At 61.8% G+C, this 19524-nt stretch carries 17 protein-coding genes and 1 pseudogene; 7 read left to right on the forward strand and 11 right to left on the reverse strand.

What is annotated here, in order from left to right:
• Positions 1-435, forward strand: coding sequence for a GFA family protein (locus tag ACA041_RS12670; RefSeq protein WP_497441411.1), 435 nt, complete (start codon positions 1-3; stop codon positions 433-435).
• A gap of 269 nt (positions 436-704) precedes the next feature.
• On the opposite strand, the gene ACA041_RS12675 is transcribed toward ACA041_RS12670, so the two are convergent.
• From ACA041_RS12675 to ACA041_RS12685, 3 genes are all read right to left on the reverse strand, one after another.
• Positions 705-1724 carry an AbrB family transcriptional regulator gene (locus ACA041_RS12675; RefSeq protein ID WP_497441412.1) on the reverse strand — a complete coding sequence of 340 codons (1020 nt, stop codon included), beginning with the start codon at positions 1722-1724 and terminating at the stop codon, positions 705-707.
• A gap of 186 nt (positions 1725-1910) precedes the next feature.
• Positions 1911-4178 carry a catalase/peroxidase HPI gene (gene katG / locus ACA041_RS12680; protein WP_497441413.1) on the reverse strand — a complete coding sequence of 756 codons (2268 nt, stop codon included), beginning with the start codon at positions 4176-4178 and terminating at the stop codon, positions 1911-1913.
• 451 nt (positions 4179-4629) lie between these two features.
• Entirely contained in the window at positions 4630-5589 is a 960-nt protein-coding gene (locus ACA041_RS12685; protein ID WP_497441414.1) for an EamA family transporter, read from the reverse strand.
• A gap of 451 nt (positions 5590-6040) precedes the next feature.
• Here ACA041_RS12685 and ACA041_RS12690 point away from each other — a divergent pair, with 451 nt between their 5' ends.
• Both ACA041_RS12690 and ACA041_RS12695 read left to right on the forward strand, forming a co-directional pair.
• A complete protein-coding gene (locus ACA041_RS12690; protein WP_497441415.1) occupies positions 6041-7261 on the forward strand; it encodes a helix-turn-helix domain-containing protein in 1221 nt (406 codons plus the stop codon).
• A 34-nt stretch (positions 7262-7295) separates the two neighbouring features.
• Positions 7296-7928 (forward strand): Vgb family protein, encoded by a 633-nt coding sequence (locus ACA041_RS12695; RefSeq protein WP_497441416.1) that lies wholly within the window; start codon positions 7296-7298, stop codon positions 7926-7928.
• Positions 7929-7945: 17 nt separating this feature from the next.
• Here ACA041_RS12695 and ACA041_RS12700 read toward each other — a convergent pair whose 3' ends face one another.
• The 6 genes from ACA041_RS12700 to ACA041_RS12725 all read right to left on the reverse strand — a co-directional run bounded on the left by ACA041_RS12700 (position 7946) and on the right by ACA041_RS12725 (position 14926).
• Positions 7946-8320: a RidA family protein gene (locus tag ACA041_RS12700; protein ID WP_497441417.1), complete on the reverse strand. Its 375-nt coding sequence runs from the start codon at positions 8318-8320 to the stop codon at positions 7946-7948.
• A gap of 31 nt (positions 8321-8351) precedes the next feature.
• Complete coding sequence (locus ACA041_RS12705; protein WP_497441418.1) at positions 8352-9077, reverse strand: DUF3726 domain-containing protein; 726 nt, start codon at positions 9075-9077, stop codon at positions 8352-8354.
• Between the two features lies 1 nt (position 9078).
• Positions 9079-10797, reverse strand: a complete 1719-nt coding sequence (locus tag ACA041_RS12710; RefSeq protein ID WP_497442064.1) for a hypothetical protein — start codon at positions 10795-10797, stop codon at positions 9079-9081.
• A 26-nt stretch (positions 10798-10823) separates the two neighbouring features.
• Positions 10824-12377: a BCCT family transporter gene (locus tag ACA041_RS12715; protein ID WP_497441419.1), complete on the reverse strand. Its 1554-nt coding sequence runs from the start codon at positions 12375-12377 to the stop codon at positions 10824-10826.
• 106 nt (positions 12378-12483) lie between these two features.
• A complete protein-coding gene (locus tag ACA041_RS12720; RefSeq protein ID WP_497441420.1) occupies positions 12484-13470 on the reverse strand; it encodes a dipeptidase in 987 nt (328 codons plus the stop codon).
• Between the two features lie 13 nt (positions 13471-13483).
• Positions 13484-14926, reverse strand: coding sequence for an aldehyde dehydrogenase family protein (locus ACA041_RS12725; RefSeq protein WP_497441421.1), 1443 nt, complete (start codon positions 14924-14926; stop codon positions 13484-13486).
• Between the two features lie 91 nt (positions 14927-15017).
• Between ACA041_RS12725 and ACA041_RS12730 the strand changes: the two genes are divergently transcribed.
• Together ACA041_RS12730 and ACA041_RS12735 are read left to right on the forward strand one after the other, a co-directional pair.
• Positions 15018-15920, forward strand: a complete 903-nt coding sequence (locus ACA041_RS12730; protein WP_497441422.1) for a LysR family transcriptional regulator — start codon at positions 15018-15020, stop codon at positions 15918-15920.
• A 72-nt stretch (positions 15921-15992) separates the two neighbouring features.
• Positions 15993-17033 (forward strand): GGDEF domain-containing protein, encoded by a 1041-nt coding sequence (locus tag ACA041_RS12735; RefSeq protein ID WP_497441423.1) that lies wholly within the window; start codon positions 15993-15995, stop codon positions 17031-17033.
• Between the two features lie 54 nt (positions 17034-17087).
• On the opposite strand, the gene ACA041_RS12740 is transcribed toward ACA041_RS12735, so the two are convergent.
• Both ACA041_RS12740 and ACA041_RS12745 read right to left on the reverse strand, forming a co-directional pair.
• Positions 17088-17396 (reverse strand): DUF7693 family protein, encoded by a 309-nt coding sequence (locus tag ACA041_RS12740; RefSeq protein WP_497441424.1) that lies wholly within the window; start codon positions 17394-17396, stop codon positions 17088-17090.
• 227 nt (positions 17397-17623) lie between these two features.
• Positions 17624-17866, reverse strand: a pseudogene (locus ACA041_RS12745) (hypothetical protein); the annotation flags it as partial.
• Between the two features lie 195 nt (positions 17867-18061).
• Between ACA041_RS12745 and ACA041_RS12750 the strand changes: the two are divergent.
• Complete coding sequence (locus ACA041_RS12750) at positions 18062-18433, forward strand: hypothetical protein (protein WP_497441425.1); 372 nt, start codon at positions 18062-18064, stop codon at positions 18431-18433.
• Positions 18434-18887: 454 nt separating this feature from the next.
• Positions 18888-19304: an organic hydroperoxide resistance protein gene (locus ACA041_RS12755; RefSeq protein WP_497441426.1), complete on the forward strand. Its 417-nt coding sequence runs from the start codon at positions 18888-18890 to the stop codon at positions 19302-19304.
• The last annotated feature ends 220 nt before the right edge of the window (positions 19305-19524 follow it).

The raw sequence follows: 19524 nt of genomic DNA on the forward strand, positions 1-19524 counted from the left end.
ATGAGCATCGAACGTTCTTACAAAGGCAGTTGTTTTTGCGGCGCCGTCGAGTTCACCGTCAGCGGCGAGCCGGACGCGATGGGCTATTGCCATTGCGAGTCGTGCCGGCACTGGTCGGCTGGGCCGGTCAATGCCTTCACGCTGTGGAAACCCGAGGCGGTGCAGGTGACTCGGGGGGCAGACAACATCGGCACCTACAACAAGACCCCGCAGAGTTACCGCAAGTGGTGCAAGACGTGCGGCGGGCATCTGTTTACCGAACACCCCGGGATGGGGCTCATCGACGTGTATGCCGCGGTTATTCCGGATCTTGCGTATACGCCTGGCGTTCACGTTCACTATCAGGAGAGCGTGCTGCGGATCAAGGATGGATTGCCCAAGCAGAAGGATGTCCCCAAGGAATTGGGGGGATCGGGGATCAGCCTGGAGGAATAGTGTCGGGATTTCGCAGGTGGAGTCGGTGAAACGGGGCATCTGATCCGTATTTTCCTTCGCCATCTGCCGCTGTCATGCACGCCGTCCCGAGCTCACAATGACAGCCTGTTCCGCATGCGCAGCCACCGCTGCACCGCATGCACATGACGTAGGAGGCCCCAATGGGCAAGATGGCATTTTTTCTGGGTGGATTTCTGGTGTTGACCATTTTGATCGGCGCTCTGGCCACCATTTCTCCGGTTTAGTCCCTCGCGCCTTGCCGCTGCCGATCAGGCCTCTTCGCGCCAGCGCCGCGCCTGGATGAGCAAGGCGGGCGCGAAGTGCAGCAGGACCATCCGCACCAGATGATGGGTCAGGATGAACACCACGTTCAGTCCGCCACTGAAGGCGACGATGGCGATGGTTTCGACGGCGCCGGGCATGTAGGCCAGCCACAGCATCAAGGGATCGCTGCCCAGCACCCGCCCGGCGACTACGGCAAATGCCGCTGCGATCAGCAGCATGAGTGATACCGACATCAGCCCGGCGCGGCCGTGGCGAATGAGTTCTGTGAGGGGGATGTCCTTGAATTTCGAGCCGATCAGCACTCCCAGCAGGACGACGGCGCTGTCGACACTCCATTGCGGCATGTGGAAGGCCGAAAGATAACCCATCTTGATATAGACGCCGGTGACGACGATCGCGGTCAGCATGAAGGGGGCCGGGACGCCGATGCGCAACAGGCAGCGGCCGAGCACTATGCACAAGGCGATCAGCGACAGCAGGGTCAGCGCCGTACTGGTGCCCAGCGGACTGCTCTGGGCAATCACCGCGATGGTCTGTCCGGGAATGCAAAAACTGACCAGCACGGTGATCAACAGCAGGCGGACCAGGTGCACGACAATCACCTTGCCGGACGCGCGTTCGGACTCGAGCAAATCGAACACGGCGGCGAGGGCGCCAGGGTAGACGGCCAACAGGGAGTCCTTGCGGTTCCATCCCGAGACTCTGAGCAACCAGAAACCAGCCACGATGCTCTGGACCGTGAGCGCCAGCAGCATGAAACCCAGGCTGGGCAACATCGCTGTCGCGGTATGGCTGTCCCATGCCTTGAACATCAGGCCGGTTGCGATCCCCAGGACGATTTGGACGTAGCCAAGGCCGAGGGGCAGCGTGGGGGAAAAGCGCAAGTTGCTGGCAAACAGCGCGGACCCGAGTATCGAGCCCAGCAACAGGCCATGGGGAATACCGGCGTACTGCAGCGCGATACCGACACTGATGGCGATCAGCAAGCAGAATAGGGTTTTCATGAATTTTGACGAATCTTCCTTAATTCTTGTACTCACCCAACGCTTGCATCGAGTTTTCCCTATGGGGCACGCACCTTTTTCCACTTAACGGCTTGAGGCGTCAAGTGCGCCGGACTCCTTCGCCAGCAAAAAAGCACAACGCCTCCACAGGGGGAGGCGTTGCGGGTTTTCAACAGCGCTTTTCAGCTATTTGAGTTCGAAGCGATCCAGGTTCATCACTTTGGTCCAGGCGGCGACGAAATCCTTGACGAACTTCTCTTTCGCATCGTCGCTGGCATAGACCTCAGCCAGGGCCCGCAGCTGCGCATTCGAGCCAAACACCAGATCGACTCGCGTCGCTGTCCATTTCGCATCGCCGGTTTTGCGATCACGCCCTTCAAACTCCTCGTTAGCCTCCGAGGTCGGTTTCCATTCGACGCCCATATCCAGCAGGTTCTTGAAGAAGTCGTTGGTCAGCGCCTCCTGTTGCTGCGTGAATACCCCGTGCCGGGTTTGTCCGACGTTAGTGTTCAGCACGCGCAGGCCGCCGATCAGCGCGGTCATTTCCGGTGCGGTGAGGGTCAGCAATTGCGCCTTGTCGATCAGTAGCGCCTCGGCCGGGACGCCGTAGCGCGACTTGGCGTAGTTGCGGAAGCCATCGGCGATGGGTTCCAGGAAGCCGAATGACTCGACGTCGGTCTGCTCTTGCGTGGCATCCATCCGTCCGGGAGTGAAGGGTACTGTCACGTTGTGGCCGGCATTTTTCGCCGCCTGTTCGACGCCGGCGCTACCGGCCAGCACGATCAGGTCTGCCAGGGAGATTTTCTTGCCGCCGGCCTGGCCACTGCCGTTGAACTCGCTCTGGATGCTTTCGAGTTTCTGCAGCACGTTGGCCAGTTGTTCAGGCTGGTTGGCCTGCCAGAACTTCTGCGGAGCGAGGCGCAGGCGACCACCATTGGCGCCGCCGCGTTTATCCGAGCCACGGAAGGTGGAGGCCGCCGCCCAGGCGGTGGATACCAGTTGCGACACGGTCAGGCCCGAGTTCAGCAGTTTGCTCTTGAGTGCGGTGACGTCGCTGTCGTCGACCAGGGCATGGTCGACGTCCGGAATCGGGTCTTGCCACAGCAGTTCTTCGCTGGGCATTTCCGGCCCGAGGTAGCGCGAGAGCGGGCCCATGTCGCGGTGGATCAGCTTGAACCAGGCACGGGCAAAGGCGTCCGACAATTGCTCTGGATTTTCCAGAAAACGCCGGGAGATCGGCTCGTAGATCGGGTCGAAGCGCAGTGCCAGGTCCGTGGTCAGCATGGTCGGATTGCGCCGCTTGGACGGGTCGTGGGCATCCGGGATGGTACCGGCGCCGGCACCGTCCTTGGTTGTCCACTGGTTGGCACCGGCGGGGCTGTGGCTCAGTTCCCACTCAAAGCCGAACAGGTTCTCCAGGTAGTTGTTGCTCCATTGCGTTGGCGTAGTGGTCCAGGTCACTTCCAGGCCGCTGGTGATGGTGTCCGGGCCTTTGCCGGTACCAAAACTGTTCTTCCAGCCCAGGCCTTGCTGGTGAAGGTCGGCGGCTTCGGGTTCGGCCCCGACGTTGTCGGCAGGGCCGGCGCCGTGGGTTTTGCCGAAGGCGTGGCCGCCGGCGATCAGGGCCACGGTTTCTTCATCGTTCATCGCCATGCGACCGAAGGTTTCGCGAATGTCCTTCGCTGCCGCCAACGGATCGGGATTGCCTTCCGGGCCTTCCGGGTTGACGTAGATCAGGCCCATTTGCACCGCGGCGAGAGGGTTTTCCAGGTTGCGGCCCTTGTCGGTACGGCTCTCCTCGTTTTCCCCTGGCTCGGCCACGAGCGGGCCTTCGCCGGGCTCCTGCATCGGCTCGTTTTCCTTGCCGTAGCGGGTATCGCCACCCAGCCATTTGTTTTCCGAGCCCCAGTACACGTCTTCGTCCGGTTCCCAGACATCCGGCCGTCCGCCGGAGAAGCCAAAGGTCTTGAAGCCCATGGATTCCAGTGCGACGTTGCCGGTGAGGACGATCAGGTCGGCCCAGGAAATCTTGCGGCCATATTTTTGCTTGATCGGCCACAGCAGCCGGCGTGCCTTGTCGAGGCTGACGTTGTCCGGCCAGCTGTTGAGCGGAGCAAAGCGTTGCTGCCCGGAACCGGCGCCACCCCGGCCGTCGCCGGTGCGATAGGTGCCGGCGCTGTGCCAGGCCATGCGGATGAAGAGCGGGCCGTAATGACCGAAGTCCGCAGGCCACCAGTCTTGCGAATCGGTCATCAATGCGCGCAGATCCTGCTTGAGCGCTTCAAAGTCCAGGGTCTTGAATGCTTCGGCGTAGTTGAAGCCTTCGTCCATGGGGTCGGTCAGGGACGAGTGCTGGTGCAGGATCTTCAGATTCAGTTGGTTCGGCCACCAGTCGCGGTTCGTCGTACCACCGCCAGCGGCGTGATTGAACGGGCATTTCGATTCGTTTGCCATGTGTGAGCTACCTTTAGGTCGTATTCATTCGGCTATCCGGCCCGGCATGGGCGCACAATAGCGACGAGCGAAATCAATGACTCAGGCAGGGGGCAGCAGTCTGATGCTTGGCCACACGAAAATTCTGAACAGCGGCAATCGAGTTGCCAACGCGGTGGCCCAAGGGTGCCCTAGTCAAGCTTCGGACTCATTCCTGTCTCCTGATCAGCGCTAAACCGGCCAGCTTATGCCAGCGCTGGATTAAGGTTAGACCCGAGTAGGGGAGTCAGCTAATAGGTGGAGTATTCGGGGGTGATAGGCAGAATCTTTCAGCTGCGCCCGGGCTTGAGACTGGGTTTGAGGCGGATCGCCTCTTCGCGGGCAAGCCACGCTCCTACAGGGATTGCGGATCGCCTCTTCGCGGGCAAGCCTCGCTCCTGCAGCGAAGGCGTGCGCATGATCAATAGAGCGCTCAAGCCGGTGCCTTCTCTGCGATTTTGGAGACCGACTTGCGATACGTCAGCAAAACAATACCAGTGACAACAATCACACCCCCCATCACCTGGCCCGCACTCAGCATCTGGTCCAGCACGATCCAGCCCATCAGCAAGGTCGCCAGCGGTTCGATGTTCATCACCGGAGCATTGCGCGGCATGTCCAGGCGCGGCACCGAGATGAACAGCACGATAAACCCGGTGCCATACAGCACCACCAGCGTGGCGAGTGCCAGCCAGCCGGTGGTGGTCGCCGGCAGGCTCAGTCCGCCGGGCAGCGCGCCGGTCAGGCCCGCAAGGTTGACGCTGCTGAAGACGATGAAGATGGTCAGCAGGCTGCGCACCGAACCGCGCACCTGGGACAGTTTGTGATCGGTGATCCACAGCGCGCAGGCAAACACGCTGGCGGCGCAGAAGGCGAGGGCAACGCCGAGCAGCCATTGCGGGCCGACGCTGCTGTTGGCCGACAGGCGTCCCGGCACATCCAGTACAAACACCAGGCCCAACAGAATCAGCCCCATCAACGAGGCGGTGCGGGCGGATGGTCGTGGTCCGCCCAGCGCCCAGGTGAGCAGTGCCAGCAGGATGGGAAAGACATTCGCCACCAGCAGCGCAAGCGCCACGGGTACCCGCGCAACGGCCGAATACAGACACAGGCTTTGTACCGTGATCAGCAAGCCCAACAGCAGCTGCCAACGCCAGGCTCCCGCCGGCAGGCGCAGACTCTGGCGTTGCCAGAGCACCAGCGTGGCCAGTACCAGCAAGGTCCCGCCCGAACGCATCAGGATCGCCAGCAACACCCCGGCGCCGTCGTCGAATGCCACCCGGGCGGCCACATGGTTGCCGGCGAAGGCACAGCCCATGCACAGCAGGATGAGCACGGCGAGATGGCGGGGGAAGGGAGCCGGGGTGGCTTGTACGGCGGTGGAGCGGGTCATGGCAGGGTCTCGACGGGTGTTTGCCATCGTCGGCGATGGCTTGGCGTATTTATTATGTTGTCGTACAACTTGGTGGTTTTGTACCGCATTTGGTTTGGGTGGGCAAGGGCGGGAAGGCTGGGGAGGTGGCGCTTGGCTTGGGTTTTATGGCATGCAGGCGGTTTTTGGGAATGGGTGTCCTGGGGGGAGGTCGTATGACTTCTTGGTTGTGTTGATGGGTAGGGCCTCTTCGCGAGCAGGCTCGCTCCCACAGGGGATGGGGGGTGTATACAAGTTTCACATACAGCACCGAACACTGTAGGAGCACGCTTGCTGCGATGGCGGCAGCACGTTCAACGCGTTGATCGAGTGACAATAAAAAACGTAGCCCGCAGCCGCGAATGCTTTACTCCGTGAACGAGACTGAACCCGGATATTGCTCGGCGGGAGTGACCACTATGGCGAACTGCACATGGACTCGTTGATCACCGCGGCGGCGCGGGCGCTGGCGGCGGGTGATCCGCTGGGTGCGCTGGACCGCGTTGCGCTGCGCGACGATGCGCCGGCGTTGGCATTGCGCGGCATTGCCATGGCGCAGCTTGGCGATCTGGTTCGGGCCAGGGCGTTGGTGAAAAGTGCGGCGCGTGCCTTCGGGCCGAAAGAGCGGGTGGCCCGGGCGCGGTGTGCGGTCGCCGAAGCCGAGATCGCCCTCGCGTCGCGGGATCTGGGCTGGCCGGTAAAGGCGCTCGACGCGGCGCGGGTGACGCTGGAGGCGCACGGCGATCGGGTCAACGCGGCCCATGCACGCTATCTGCAGATCCGGCGCTTGCTGTTGATCGGGCAGCTCGACGAGGCTGAAGTTCTGCTTGCCGCGCTTGATCCTGCACCCCTGCCACCGGTATTGCGCGCCGCTCATGAACTGGTGGTGGCAGGGATCGCCATCCGCCGCCTGCAATCGCAAGCGGCGCGCAATGCACTCACCCGCGCCAGGCATGCTGCCGGTCAGGCCGATATACCGGCGCTGAGCGCCGAGGTCGGAAACGCCGCGCTCCTGCTGGATACGCCCACCGCGCGCCTGATCGTGCATGGCGAAGAGCGGCCGCTGTTGCTCGATGAGGTTGAAGCGCTGCTCGGCTCAACGTCACTGGTGGTGGACGCGTGCCGTTACAGCGTGCGGGGTGCCGGCATGTCGGTTTCACTCGCCACACGTCCGGTGCTGTTCGCATTGCTCAGGATGATGGCCGAGACCTGGCCCGGCGACGTGTCGCGGCAAGCGCTGATCGCCGGTGCCTTTCGCTTGAAGTTGACCGATGAATCCCATCGCGCCCGGTTGCGCGTCGAGATCGGCCGGCTGCGGGCTGCGCTCAAACCCTTGGCTGGCGTGATGGCTACCCCGCGTGGTTTTGCCCTGGTGCCTTTGGTTTCATCCGACGTGGCGGTGTTGGCGCAACCGGTCGATGAGAAATTTGCCGCGCTGTTCGCCTTCCTCGCCGACGGCGAATCATGGTCGAGTTCCGCCCTGGCGCTGGCCCTCGGTGCCAGTCAGCGCACCGTGCAGCGCACTCTCGAGGCATTGGCGGCGGCCGGCAAGGTGCAGTCATTCGGTCGCGGGCGCGCGCGGCGCTGGATGACTGCGCCGATACCGGGTTTCGCGACGACCTTGTTACTCCCGGCGCCACTGCCCAGTGACTAGGATGAACGCCATCAACTCGCGAGAGGAACCCGGCATGAAAAGCTCAACCGCTGAAATACTGCGTGAATATGGTCCGTTCCCAGGTGTCGACACCATCCATGGCCTCACCTGGGACGGCCGGCAGGTCTGGTTCGCCAGTGGCGAAAAACTCAATGCCCTCGACCCCGCAAGCGGCAAGACCCTGCGTTCGATCGACGTCAGCGCCGATGCGGGTACGGCGTTCGACGGCCGGTACCTGTTCCAGATCGCCGCGCAACGCATCCAGAAAATCGACCCGCAGAGCGGGCAGGTGCTCAACACCATCCCGGCACCGGGCGGCGGTAATGATTCAGGGCTCACCTGGGCCGAAGGCACGCTGTGGGTCGGCAGCTATCGCGACCGGAAAATACATCAGATCGATCCCGAGACCGGGAAGATTTTGCGCACCATCGAGTCCAACCGCTTCGTCACCGGGGTGACCTGGGTCGAGGGGCAGCTGTGGCATGGCACCTGGGAGGGGGACGAGAGTGAATTGCGCCGCGTCGATCCGCAAACCGGCGAGGTGCTGCAAAGCATCAGGTTGCCGGACGGTGTCGGAGTGTCGGGACTTGAGTCCGATGGCGGCGAGCGGTTTTTCTGTGGCGGTGGCAACAGCGGCAAGGTGCGGGCGGTTCGGCGCCCCGAATGAGGCGCCGGCGCAAGGACTCAGTCCATGCAGGCGTACACCACCAGTTCCACCAGCATGTCCTCCCTGGCCAGACCGGCGACTACTAGCGCGGCGCGGTTGGGGTAGGGCGCCTGGAAGTACTGGGTGTAGAGCGCGTTCACGGTGGCCAGGTAGCTGCGGTCGGTAACGTAGATCAGCACCTGGGTGACGGCATCCAGCGAACTGCCAGCGGCCTCCAGGGTATGGCGCAAGTTATCCAGGGTCTGCCGGGCCTGGGCTTCGATACCACCGGCGACCACCTGGCCCTGGCGGTCGATGGGGATTTGCGCGGTGTACAGGGTGCCGTTGCCGACAACCGCCCATTCCAGAGGCGCGCGCGAGGCGAAAAGGTCGGTCTTGATGGCGTATTTCATCGATAGCTTCCTGAAGCGGGTTTAAAGATTTTCAGCGAGCGTCACTGCTTTCGCCGGCACCGCGGCGTCGGGATTCTTCCGTGCTTTCCACCAGCACTTGTTCACCGAGTTTTTTCAACATGACCCAGACCTCATCGTCGACCTCCAGGCCGCCGGCGAGTTGGCGGGCGAGGGCCGGCCGAGCGTCGGGCCCGATGTCCTCGGCACTGCAGCGTGGCAGCAGGGTGAAATGTCGCGAGATCAACACATTGATGCTTTGCTCGTCGCTGCCGGCCGGTTGTGGCAACTCATGCACCCGCAAGGATGGAGTGCTTTGTCCGGCGCTGAGGGTGGCGACCAGTTCCTGACGCGCATCGCGCCAATAGACGCAAAAGTTCAGCCCCTGGTCGGCGCAGCGCGCCAGGTAGCCGAGCAGCAGGATGCGGTTGTGGCAGTGGCGGATCCGGATCAGCGCACTGCCGCCGCGCAAGGCCTTGCTCACACCCAGCTCGACCGCTTGCGCGGCGCAGCGCAAGACGCTTTGGCCGTGGGCGTCGAGGGTCAATTGCGCGGCATCTTCGTAACAGGTTTCGAACGGCCGATCGACTTCGTCATGGAGAAAGGCCAGGGCTTTTTTCAGCGCCCCGATGCCGTCGAGCCCCTGCAACTGAAGCCAGGCGATCATCTCGGCGGCGTCGTCGCAATCACCCGGGGCAAAGCCGATGCCTTCGAAGGCTTTGCGGCAGATCACCTGGATTTCATTGAGCGAGACACGCATATCAGAGTTCTCCGGTATCGGATGCCGGTGGGGGCATGACGGCGAAATTCCAGTCATCGGCGAAGGGCTGACCAATTTCGCTGACCAGGGGCGCGCCCTGGAACAAGGTGATGCGCACCCAGCGGCTGGACTTGGGGTCGAACTTGCCGGCACCGAAGAACGCCAGCTTGCAGCGCAGCAGGTGGATCGGCAGCATGCCGCGGTCCATCAGGTTGGCGCGGATTTCCCCATAGGCGCAGCGGGCCATGCCTTGCAAGCGGCAGACGGTGCCTTTGAACTGCGGCTGGGCCAGCAGGAAATGCGCGGTCAGTTGCTGCCGATGCTGTTCCCGGTAAGCCAGCAGGGCGCGGTGGCAACGCTGGATATTGTGCGCGATGCCCAACTGCATTTCCTTTTCGGCACCCGGTTCCATGGCGCGTTCACCCAGGCGTGGTTCTTCCTTTTCCGCCGAGCGATACCAGAAGAAATGGTTGGCCTCGGCGCCGCTCAGGTCGTAATCGAGTGCCCAGCGGTAGCGGGTTTCCATCAGCTCGCGCAGCTCATCCAGCGGCATATCGGCATTGAGTCGAAAGCCTTCCTTGACCGACATCTGTTCGGCCAGCGCATCGACCTGTTCCGGGTACAGCTCCAGCAGAAGGCTCACCAGCAATTCCTGGCAACCGTTGCCGCCATGCATCTGTGCCCAGGCTTGCAACCGCGGCCACAGGTCGCTATTGACCGACTGCCCCTCGAACCATTCGGCCAGTTGCCCAAGATCGGCGAGGGTCTGCTGATCGATGGCGCTTTGGCGTGGGTCATCGGTGGTGGTTTGCTCCAGGTGCTGACGAGCGCGCTGCATCAGCGCCTGCAAACGCTGGACCCGGGGCAGATCGGCCGGTTGTGCCACGACGCGCGCCAGGGCAGTTTCCCTGGCCCACAGCCATTGATTGACCAGTTGTGGGTGATTGATCAGGAACGGCGCCATCCCCAGTCCCGTGGAATTGCCGACCCCGAGGTAGCGTTGCAGGGCCATGTCCAGCCCGACCGCCCGTTGCGGGTTGCGTGCCCGGGCCATGTGTTCGATCTGTTCGATGCTGAAATGCCGGAGCAGGTAGACGGTAAACATCTGCGCGCTGAAGGGTTGCGTGAAGTCGGCATTGCCCTGCAGGCAACTGAAGTCGGCGATGCCGAACTTGCCGTTGCCATACACGGCGGTGGTGCGATACAGGTAGCCCACTTCGGCGAGTTGCCGCGGGTCTGGCTGGCAGCCCTCGGCCAGCGCCCCGAGGAAACGCTCGAAGTTGCGCAGGCTGCGGTTGGCCCGCGACAGCACCAGCACCCGCGCATCGAAGCGCCCGGCTTCCTGCAAGGGCACGTTGCGCCTGAGATCGGCAAGCTGTCGTTCATCCACATCACCGGCAAGCAGGACGAAGCTGACGTCCCACTGATCGGCAATCACCCGGTCGCTGCGTTTTTCCGCTGGCAGGTCATTCGAGAAAATCACGCAGTGATAGTGCGCAGTGGCCGTGTCGATACGGTAGATGGCCGTGCCAAAGCCCTCGGCATCCAGCTCGAAGCAGGTGCGCTGGATGCGCCACTGCTCATTCATCATCCGCCGCATGCTGCTGCGCACGAAACTCAAGCGGCTTTGAAAGTGACTGCCCAGCCGATCCAGGTCCATGACCTGCGCAGCGGGGCGCAGGGTCGGTTCTACAGCGGCGTCGGAACGGGTGGGTGACATCATTGCGATTCCTGAACTATTCATCATCAGACCGCCTGTTCGCGGGCCATGTGCCGGGCGATGCGCAATGCATCCCAGAGCGAAGGCAGGATCAACAGCGACACCGGCACCGCGGTGATCACGATAAAGGATTGCAGCGCCGTAACACCGCCCGAACCGATGGTGATCAAGACCACGGCGGCCAGGCCCATGCCGATGGCCCAGAACGCCCTCAGCCATTTTTTCGGTTTGTCATTGCTCGACATGGCCATCGCCACGGTGAACGCCATGGCATCGCCGTTGGTGGCGACCGAGATGAAGCTCAGGAACAGGAACAGCGCGGACACCAAGCCACCCAGCGGCAGGTTTTGCGTCACCCCCAGCAGCAGGGCTTCGGGTTGTGCGCCATTGGCGGTGACGATGCCGGGTGTTTGCAGTTCCAGGCCGATGCCGGTGCCGCCGACCACGGTGAACCAGAACATGGTGACAAGGGGGGCGATGATCGACAGGGTCATGATCACTTCGCGGATCGTACGGCCACGGGAGATCTTGGCCACGTAGAGCGCAACCATCGGTGCATAGCCGATGAACCAGCCCCAGTAGAACACCGTCCACCAGTCGAGCCATTTCGGATCGGCGCGAAACAGCGTCATCGGGATGAACTGTTCCAGGTGCAAGGCGAACGCCGTCGGGAAGCCGCCCAGGATAAACATCGTCGGCCCGAACGCCACCATGAAGATCGCCAGGCCGATCATCAGCCAGACATTGATTTCACTGACGAAGCGGATGCCCTTGAGCCCGACCAGGCAGGAGGTGGTGTACAGCACCGTGACCAGGACAATGGTGATCGACTGCACCGTCAGGTCATTGGGGATGCCCCAGACCGAATGCAACGCACTGCTGATTTGCAGGCCGAGAAAGCCGATCGGGCCGATGGTGCCGGCGACCACGGCGATGATCGAGGTGGCGTCCGCCAGCGTGCCGATCGGGCCTTTGAGCGCGCGCTCGCCGAGCAATGGATACAGCAGCGTTCGCGGTGCCAGCGGCAGGCCCTTGTCGTAATGCAGGTGCATCAACACGATGGCCAGCAGGCTGCCGAGTACCGCCCAGGCGAGGAAACCCCAGTGCACGAAGGATTGCGCCAGCGCCGCATGGGCCGCCGCTTCGGTGTGTGGTTGTACGCCAGCGAACAGCGGGGGCGGGCTGGCGAAGTGCATCATCGGTTCGGCCGCGGCCCAGAAGGCGCCACCGCCGGCGAGCAGGGCGCACATGATCACCGCAATCCAGTTGAAGGTGCTGGTGTCGGGACGTTGCTCGACACCGCCCAGCCGCACCCGCCCGCATTTGCTGAAGCAGATGAACAGGCTGACCGCGAAAGTGAGCAGCATCAGGATCTGCCAGTACAGGCCGAAGAACCGGGTCGACCAGGCGAACAGGGTATTGACCAGGATCGACACGCCATCGATGTCGATCAGTGCCGCGATCAGGAACGCACCGAGGAAGCCGCCACTGATGAGAAACAGCGGCCAGTCGATGTCTTTTTTCGGCGCGGCCAGGTTCAGCGGCTGGCTGTCGGCTTGCAAGGTGCTGGTGGTTTTCATGATGCCTCCAAAATACGCGCTTGAGGCTGTCCATCGCCGGTTGGGGAGATGAACGGGAAGCTGTTGTTGTTGTTTTTCATGCTGTCCTCACGGTGTTGATCAGGCGTCAGGCTTGTGGGGTGGTGGCGCTTTCCAGCAGGCGCAGCCAGTTGAGTCCCATGATGTTGCGCACCTCATCATCGGCGAAGCCACGGGCTTGCAGGCCCCGGGCGATGACGGGGAAGTCCCGGCTGTCGCGGAACCATTGCAGCGGCGACGGCCAGCTGGCGTTGTCCTTCGATCCTTCGCCGTAATCCTTGTCCTTGCTCCAGCGGCCGTTGCGCATCCACTCCAGAACCCCCAGTGGTTGCTGTTGGCACAGGTCGGTACCGATGCCGATGTGCTCCACTCCCATCAACTCGGCGGTACTGGCGACCATGTCGCAGAACGTTTCGAGGGTGCAGCCCGACGCACCCTTGAGGTGGAAGGGGTAGGTGCTGAAGCCGAGCAGGCCGCCGGACTCGGCGATGCCACGCAATACCACGTTGGACTTGTTGCGTTTGGCGGCATGGAAGCTCGACGGGTTGGCATGGGAGACAATCACCGGCCGGCTCGACAGCTCGATGGCTTCCAGGGTGCTGCGCTCGGCGCTGTGGGACATGTCGATCAGCATCCCGACGCGGTTCATCTCGCGGATCACCTGGCGGCCGAAACGGCTGATGCCGTTGTCTTCGGTCTCGTAACAACCGCTGGCCAACAGGCTCTGGTTGTTATAGGTGAGCTGCATGATCAGCACGCCCAGCTGGCGGAAGATTTCCACCAGGCTGATGTCGTCTTCGATGGGCGAGCAATTCTGGAAGCCGAAGAAAACCCCGACGCGGCCTTCCTGATGCGCCAGGCGAATGTCCGCCGCTTCGCGCACCGGGCGAATCAGCTCGGGCCAGGTCTCGAAGCGCCGGTTCCATTCGCCGATCCGCGACAGGGTTTCCCGGGCGTTCTCGTGGTAGGCGATGGTGGCGTGGACTGCGCTCAGGCCGCCGGACTGCATCTGGCGAAAGATCTCTTCGTTCCAGTTGGAATACTGCAAGCCATCGATCATCAATAAGTCGTGCATGGTGCTCTCCGATTCAAGGACGCACGTAAGTGGTCTTGACCACGGTGTAGAAATCGCGGGCGTATTGCCCTTGCTCGCGGGGACCGAAACTCGAGTTTTTACGCCCGCCAAACGGCACGTGGTAATCGGTGCCGGCGGTGGGCAGGTTGACCATCACGCAACCGGTGCGGGCGCGACGTTTGAAATCGCTGGCATGGCGCAACGACTGGGTGATGATCCCGGCGGTGAGGCCGTACTCGGTGTCGTTCAGCACGGCCAGGGCTTGCTCGTAGTCGCTGACCCGGATCACGCAGGCAATCGGCCCGAAGACTTCTTCGCGATTAATCCGCATGTGGTTGTGGCTGTCGATGAACAACGCCGGACGCATGTAATGCCCCGCCGGCTGCAGCGCCAGCAGTTCTCCGCCTTCGACCAGCGTGGCGCCTTCGTCCGCGGCCAGTTGCAGGTACTGAAGGTTCTGCTCCAGTTGCCGCGCTTCAGCCACCGGGCCGATCTGCACCCCTTGTTCGAGGGCGTGGCCGACCTTGAGCTGACGCATGCGCGCGATCAGTGCGTCGACAAAACGGTCATGGATGCCGTCACAGACGATCAGGCGCGAGGAGGCGGTGCATTTTTGCCCGGTACCGAAGAACGCGCCGTTCAACGCACATTCAACGGCGATCTCCAGGTCAGCGTCATCCAGCACCACCAGCGCATTCTTGCTGCCCATTTCCAGCTGGCAGCGCACCAGGTTGCCGGCGGTGGCGACTGCTACGCGGCGCCCGGTGGGCAGCGAGCCGGTGAAGGTCAGCGCGTCGATATCGGGCGACTGGATCAGGCTTTCGCCGACCACGCTGCCGCTGCCCATGACCAGGTTGAAGGTGCCGGGCGGCAAGGCCTGACGACTGATGATTTCGGTCAGTGCCCAGGCGCTGGCCGGCACCAGATTGGCCGGCTTGAACACCACGGCGTTGCCGAAGGCCAGGGCCGGGGCGATCTTCCAGGCCGCGGTCGCCATCGGGAAATTCCACGGAGTGATAATGCCCACCACGCCGACCGGTTCGCGTTGCACTTCAATCTCGATACCGGGGCGCACCGACGCGGCCGTTTCGCCCATCTGGCGCAGCACTTCGGCGGCGTAATAATGGAAGAACTGGGCCGAGCGATTGACTTCGCCGATGCCCTCGGCGAGGGGCTTGCCTTCTTCGCGAGAGAGCAGGTGACCCAGCTCCTCCTTGCGCGCCATCAACTCGTTGCCGATGGCCATCAGCACCTGTTGGCGCTGTTCCAGGCCGATGGCCGCCCACAATGGCTGAGCGGCGCCGGCGGCAGCGATGGCTTCCAGGGTTTGCCCGGCGCTGGCCTGGTGGTAATGGCCAACGATGTCTTCGACATCCGAAGGGCTGTAGTTGGCGATAAGGCCTGGGCCTTCGCACCAGTGTCCGGCGATGTAGTTTTTGCAGGGTTGCAGTGCCATGGGAACCTCCGATTGCGTGGTCCCCATCTTGAGAGTATTAATCTGCAAATAAAAATTAATAATAAATATGATTTGATAAGGAAAACTTACCGTGCTTCCCGAATTGAAGATCACCCAATTGCGCTATTTCGTACTGGTCGCGCAGCTGAAAAGCTTTCACGGCGCCGCCAAACAGGCCTATCGCACGCAACCGGCACTGTCGTTGGCGGTGCGTGAACTGGAGCAGAAGCTCGGCCAGGCACTCTTCGAAAAAGCTGGCAAAACCGAGCTGACGCCCTTTGGCGAGCACTGTCTGCCGCTGTTCCAGGACCTCCTCGCGCACCACGACCGGGTCGCCCGTGAAGTGAGTTTGCTCGCCCGGCATGAAATCGGTCAGGTCAGCATCGCCACGGTGCCGTCGGTGGCCAGCCGGTTGCTGCCGCATTTGCTGGCAGGATTCGTCGCCGAGCATCCGAAGTTGCAGATCAGCATTCAGGACGGCAACGCCGATAGCGTGCGGCAACTGTTGCTCCAGGGGCAGGTGGATTTTGCGATCAGCAGCGTGTGGATGCCCGACGAGAGCATTGATTTTGTGCCGATCCTGAGCGATCAGGTCGGCGTGGTCTGTCGTCATGATCACCCGCTGGTCGCGGCGGGCGGTGCCTTGCACTGGTCCAGCCTGCAGGCGTACCCGCTGGTGCGTAACGGCACCTCGCGCTTGCTCGAAGGCACCGAAGCGGCGGGGCTGCTGGAAAGCAGTTTGTTGTTCGTTTCCAACATGATTTCGTTGATCGCGATGCTCGAACAGGGCATCGGCATCACGACGTTGCCGTCCCTGGCCTTTCCCCAGGGCAATGAACAGTTGGTGTTCTTGCCCCTTTCAGAGCCGAAAGTGGAACGCCAGATCGGTATCCTGTGCCGCAAAGGCCACAGCCTCTCGCCCGCGGCGGCGGAGTTGATGAGTTTCCTCAGGACGAACATGCAAACCACTGCCCTGGCGGCTACGTCGGGATAGCCGTTTGCCGGGCGTATGGTTATGCTCGCACTGCTTTCCCATTTGCTAATCATTCACAACGGCAGTGATGTCATGAGCCAATCAAAGACGCGTGCGACCACCCTGACGCTGTATCCGGAAGACTCCCGCGAGGCAGCGACGCTGCTCAAGCAAGCCATACCGTTGATGGTTCGTCACAACATTGCGCCCAACCCGGTGCACTACGCGCTCTGGTACACCTACAGCAAAGGTCAGCAACCAGAACTCAATCGCCAGCTGGACAAGGTGATCAAGGAGTTCGCCAGCTTCCCCGCGGAATCGGCGACCCAGCTGTTTCGCGACTACATCATTCATGATGACTTGGCGGACGCCCGCGCCGGGCAACAACAGGCCTTCAATCTGGTTGAAGACATGGAACGCGACGTCTCGCGCAGCGTCGAGGGCAGCCTCAATTTCCAGAGCAGCCTGGGTCGCTGCCTGGACATGCTCGAAGCGCCCGAGAACGAGCGCTTGCCGGATATCCTGAATGAACTGCAACAGAGCACCCAGCTCATGCAGCGTCAGCAGGAGCGGTTCCTGTCCCAACTGCATGCTGCGCAAAACGAGATCAAGAGCCTGCGCGACAAGCTGCAGCGCGCACAGTTGGCCGCCACCCAGGACGGCCTGACCGAGCTGCTCAACCGCACGGCCTTTGCGCGCTCGCTGGAACAGGCACTGAGCAACCCTGCCGGGGGCGTGGCGCTGGTCATGCTGGATATCGATCACTTCAAACACTTCAATGATCAGTACGGCCACCCTTTGGGCGACCGTGTGCTGCAACATGTCGGGCAGGTCCTGCGCAACTCGCTGCCAGCCCACGCGGTGGCGGCGCGCTACGGCGGTGAGGAATTCTGCGTCATCCTGGAACAATGCCCGGAACTGGCAAGCGCCTGCGCCTTTGCCGAGCAACTGCGGCTGAAGATCCAGTCATTGCGGATCAAGGCGCGTAGTACCGACAAGGTGCTCGATACGATCACGGCGTCTTTGGGTGTCGCCTTCGCTGAACCTGGTGAAAACCTGGAAAGCCTTTTGACCCGTGCCGACGACGCGCTGTATCAAGCCAAGCGCAATGGGCGCAATCGGGTGCAGCGGTAGGGACCTGTTCTGGTCGCTGGAAACCTCGATTCGCATGGCCGGACTGGACGGCGGTCAAACCGCGGTTTTGAACTCAGCCAACAGACGCTCGATCTGCGCCAGTTCCCAGGTACTGAGCAAACTGACCGGGTCGGTGCCGTAACGTTGCCAACCGTCGAACACGCCCTCGCGGCCGTCCGGGCCCTGGCAGCGCTGGCAGTGACGCAGGTGGTTGCCGTCGACGTCGAGGGTCAGGCACCAGCCCTCGATATCGACCTGCACCAGGCCAGGATCAGTTTGTTCGCCTAGGCGCTGCATCGGACGAATGCCCAGGGCGACGTCGCGCAATACCTGGTAAACCTCGCGGGCGGTAAGCGATGTCATGGGTGTCTCCAATGGATGGGGTGGCACTGTGTAGGAGCAAGCTTGCTCGCGATGGTCGTCAACGATGACGCGTTTTTTCTGAATGAACGTGTTGCTGTTAAGACCTTCACGTGAAGATCAAAGGATCGCTCGACCACCCCATGAACACCGGATTATTGCAGGTATAAAAAAACCCGGCAGAGGAGGCCGGGTTTTTCGTTGAGTGCCGCGGTAAAACCAGTCATTTACGCCGCACGGCTTTCGATCAAACGATCCGATCCACCTTCGGCAACACGATTCTCGATCAGACGATCCGAGCCATCGGCCGCCACGCGATTCTCGATCAGACGATCCGAGCCACCCTCAGCCACACGACGTTCAATCAGACGATCCGAGCCGCCTTCAGCGACAACCGGATGAGCAGAGGTAGCGGCGAAAGCGTTAACTGCAAAAACCGAGAAAGCGATGCTGAGGAGGGTTTGGCGTTTCATGATGGTGTGCTCCGGGGTGTAGTTGTTTGGTATGGAGCTGATGTTACGCCGCGGAGTTTTTAAGAGAACTTCATTGGGTTGATGGTGACTATCGACGTCGGCAATGGATGACCTGTGCTCCCGGTTGATATGGGCCGAAGAGAGTTCACAGGTATCGTATGATGGTTTTTTTTGTCGATAACAAGGAGTCCAGCCATGGGTATAGGCAAACGCGAGCAGGCGCAGATCGAACGGCGACTGGTTGCCACGCTGACCGAGGCCTGCGAGACGGCCAAGGCGGAACTGGTCGGATTCATCTGGTTGACCCATGAGATCGATTACACCGAATTTCCTTCCAGCCTGAGGGTGGTCTGGGTCTTCGAGACTCAGGCGCAAAAGGATCAGGTACTGGCGAGCGGGCAGGGTGGGCGCATGATTGAGCTGACAGCTGAAGCGTTAAGCGAAGCGCAGGTTCTGGTCAGTCCGGTCTCGGCCCATGTGCAGTTTTACTCCGAAGAGGAGTGTCAGCGCGCCAACGGCGGGAACTGGCAGCTGCGTCTGGCGCGCAAACGCCCGCTGCGCGGGTAATTGAGTCAGAAATAACGCCTGAAGATATCGCCACCAGGCTCGGCGCCCACACTGAAAATGCGGCGGCACATTCAACATCGCATCAACTGACAGACCGCTTTCGCGAGCAAGCCCGCTCCCACAATTTCACGGTGTCAGGCGCAAAGGCTGCGGCTGCATCGGGGCCTGCAGCCGACCGGCAACCCGATAGCCGCACTCACAGCAACTATAGTGAGTGATCCGGTGCGTTGCGGGTTATGGATGAAGCCCGGTCGGGCGGCAATTCCACGAGACAAAGCGTGCCGGCTGTCTTCTCACGAAGGAGGTAAACCCGTGCCTGTTCGGATGAGCAGGCGAGCTTTGCGATTCACCTGAGTGCGCGTAAACGACGTCTTTACACACCACCGACACAGGCGACTTTGAGCGGATGTGCGTTAAGGGCGATTTTTTTACACTTTTCCATCAGGAGATCATCATGTCCCAGCTCGAAAAAGTACTGTACACCGCCAAAGTCCACACCACCGGTGGGCGGGACGGCGCATCGCGCAGCGATGACGGCCGTCTCGACGTCAAGCATTCGTCCCCTGGCGGACCGGGCGATGGCACCAATCCGGAGCAGTTGTTCGCCGCCGGTTGGTCCGCCTGCTTCATTGGTGCGATGCAGGTCGCCGCGCGCGAAATGCAGGTCAAGCTTCCGCCTGACGTGAGCATCGATGCTGAAGTTGACCTGGGCACCAACACGGGCGGTTACCTGCTCCAGGCTCGCCTCAATATCAAACTGCCAGGCCTGGACCCGGAAACGGCCCGCAAGCTGGTGGATAAAGGCCACCAACTGTGTCCGTACTCCAAGGCCACGCGGGGCAATATCGAGGTCGAGATCAACCTGGCCTGAACCTGAACGGTCATCGCAAGGGTGAAGCCGGCGCTCTACCCTTGCGGTGGATCGATAGGCAGGCCAGTCGATACGCTGCAGCGGTTTGTATCTGTACGTATCCACCCTCCCGACAGCTACCTTCGCATACAAAACCATGGGTCCGGGGACACTTGCGCGATACACGGCGGCCGCTCAATAGAGCCACCGCATCCGCGGCAAACCTGGCGCGGCCTGGCCG

It is taken from the genome of Pseudomonas sp. LBUM1676 (genome assembly GCF_059695605.1).

Coding starts and splice junctions, on each gene's coding strand:
- ACA041_RS12675 (WP_497441412.1), bottom strand. CDS start 1,724: ATGAAAACCCTATTCTGCTTGCTGATCGCCATCAGTGTCGGTATCGCG.
- ACA041_RS12715 (WP_497441419.1), bottom strand. CDS start 12,377: ATGAAAACCACCAGCACCTTGCAAGCCGACAGCCAGCCGCTGAACCTG.
- ACA041_RS12735 (WP_497441423.1), top strand. CDS start 15,993: ATGAGCCAATCAAAGACGCGTGCGACCACCCTGACGCTGTATCCGGAA.
- ACA041_RS12740 (WP_497441424.1), bottom strand. CDS start 17,396: ATGACATCGCTTACCGCCCGCGAGGTTTACCAGGTATTGCGCGACGTC.
- ACA041_RS12670 (WP_497441411.1), top strand. CDS start 1: ATGAGCATCGAACGTTCTTACAAAGGCAGTTGTTTTTGCGGCGCCGTC.
- ACA041_RS12705 (WP_497441418.1), bottom strand. CDS start 9,077: ATGCGTGTCTCGCTCAATGAAATCCAGGTGATCTGCCGCAAAGCCTTC.
- ACA041_RS12700 (WP_497441417.1), bottom strand. CDS start 8,320: ATGAAATACGCCATCAAGACCGACCTTTTCGCCTCGCGCGCGCCTCTG.
- ACA041_RS12725 (WP_497441421.1), bottom strand. CDS start 14,926: ATGGCACTGCAACCCTGCAAAAACTACATCGCCGGACACTGGTGCGAA.
- ACA041_RS12720 (WP_497441420.1), bottom strand. CDS start 13,470: ATGCACGACTTATTGATGATCGATGGCTTGCAGTATTCCAACTGGAAC.
- ACA041_RS12690 (WP_497441415.1), top strand. CDS start 6,041: ATGGACTCGTTGATCACCGCGGCGGCGCGGGCGCTGGCGGCGGGTGAT.
- ACA041_RS12755 (WP_497441426.1), top strand. CDS start 18,888: ATGTCCCAGCTCGAAAAAGTACTGTACACCGCCAAAGTCCACACCACC.
- katG (WP_497441413.1), bottom strand. CDS start 4,178: ATGGCAAACGAATCGAAATGCCCGTTCAATCACGCCGCTGGCGGTGGT.
- ACA041_RS12710 (WP_497442064.1), bottom strand. CDS start 10,797: ATGTCACCCACCCGTTCCGACGCCGCTGTAGAACCGACCCTGCGCCCC.
- ACA041_RS12695 (WP_497441416.1), top strand. CDS start 7,296: ATGAAAAGCTCAACCGCTGAAATACTGCGTGAATATGGTCCGTTCCCA.
- ACA041_RS12685 (WP_497441414.1), bottom strand. CDS start 5,589: ATGACCCGCTCCACCGCCGTACAAGCCACCCCGGCTCCCTTCCCCCGC.
- ACA041_RS12750 (WP_497441425.1), top strand. CDS start 18,062: ATGGGTATAGGCAAACGCGAGCAGGCGCAGATCGAACGGCGACTGGTT.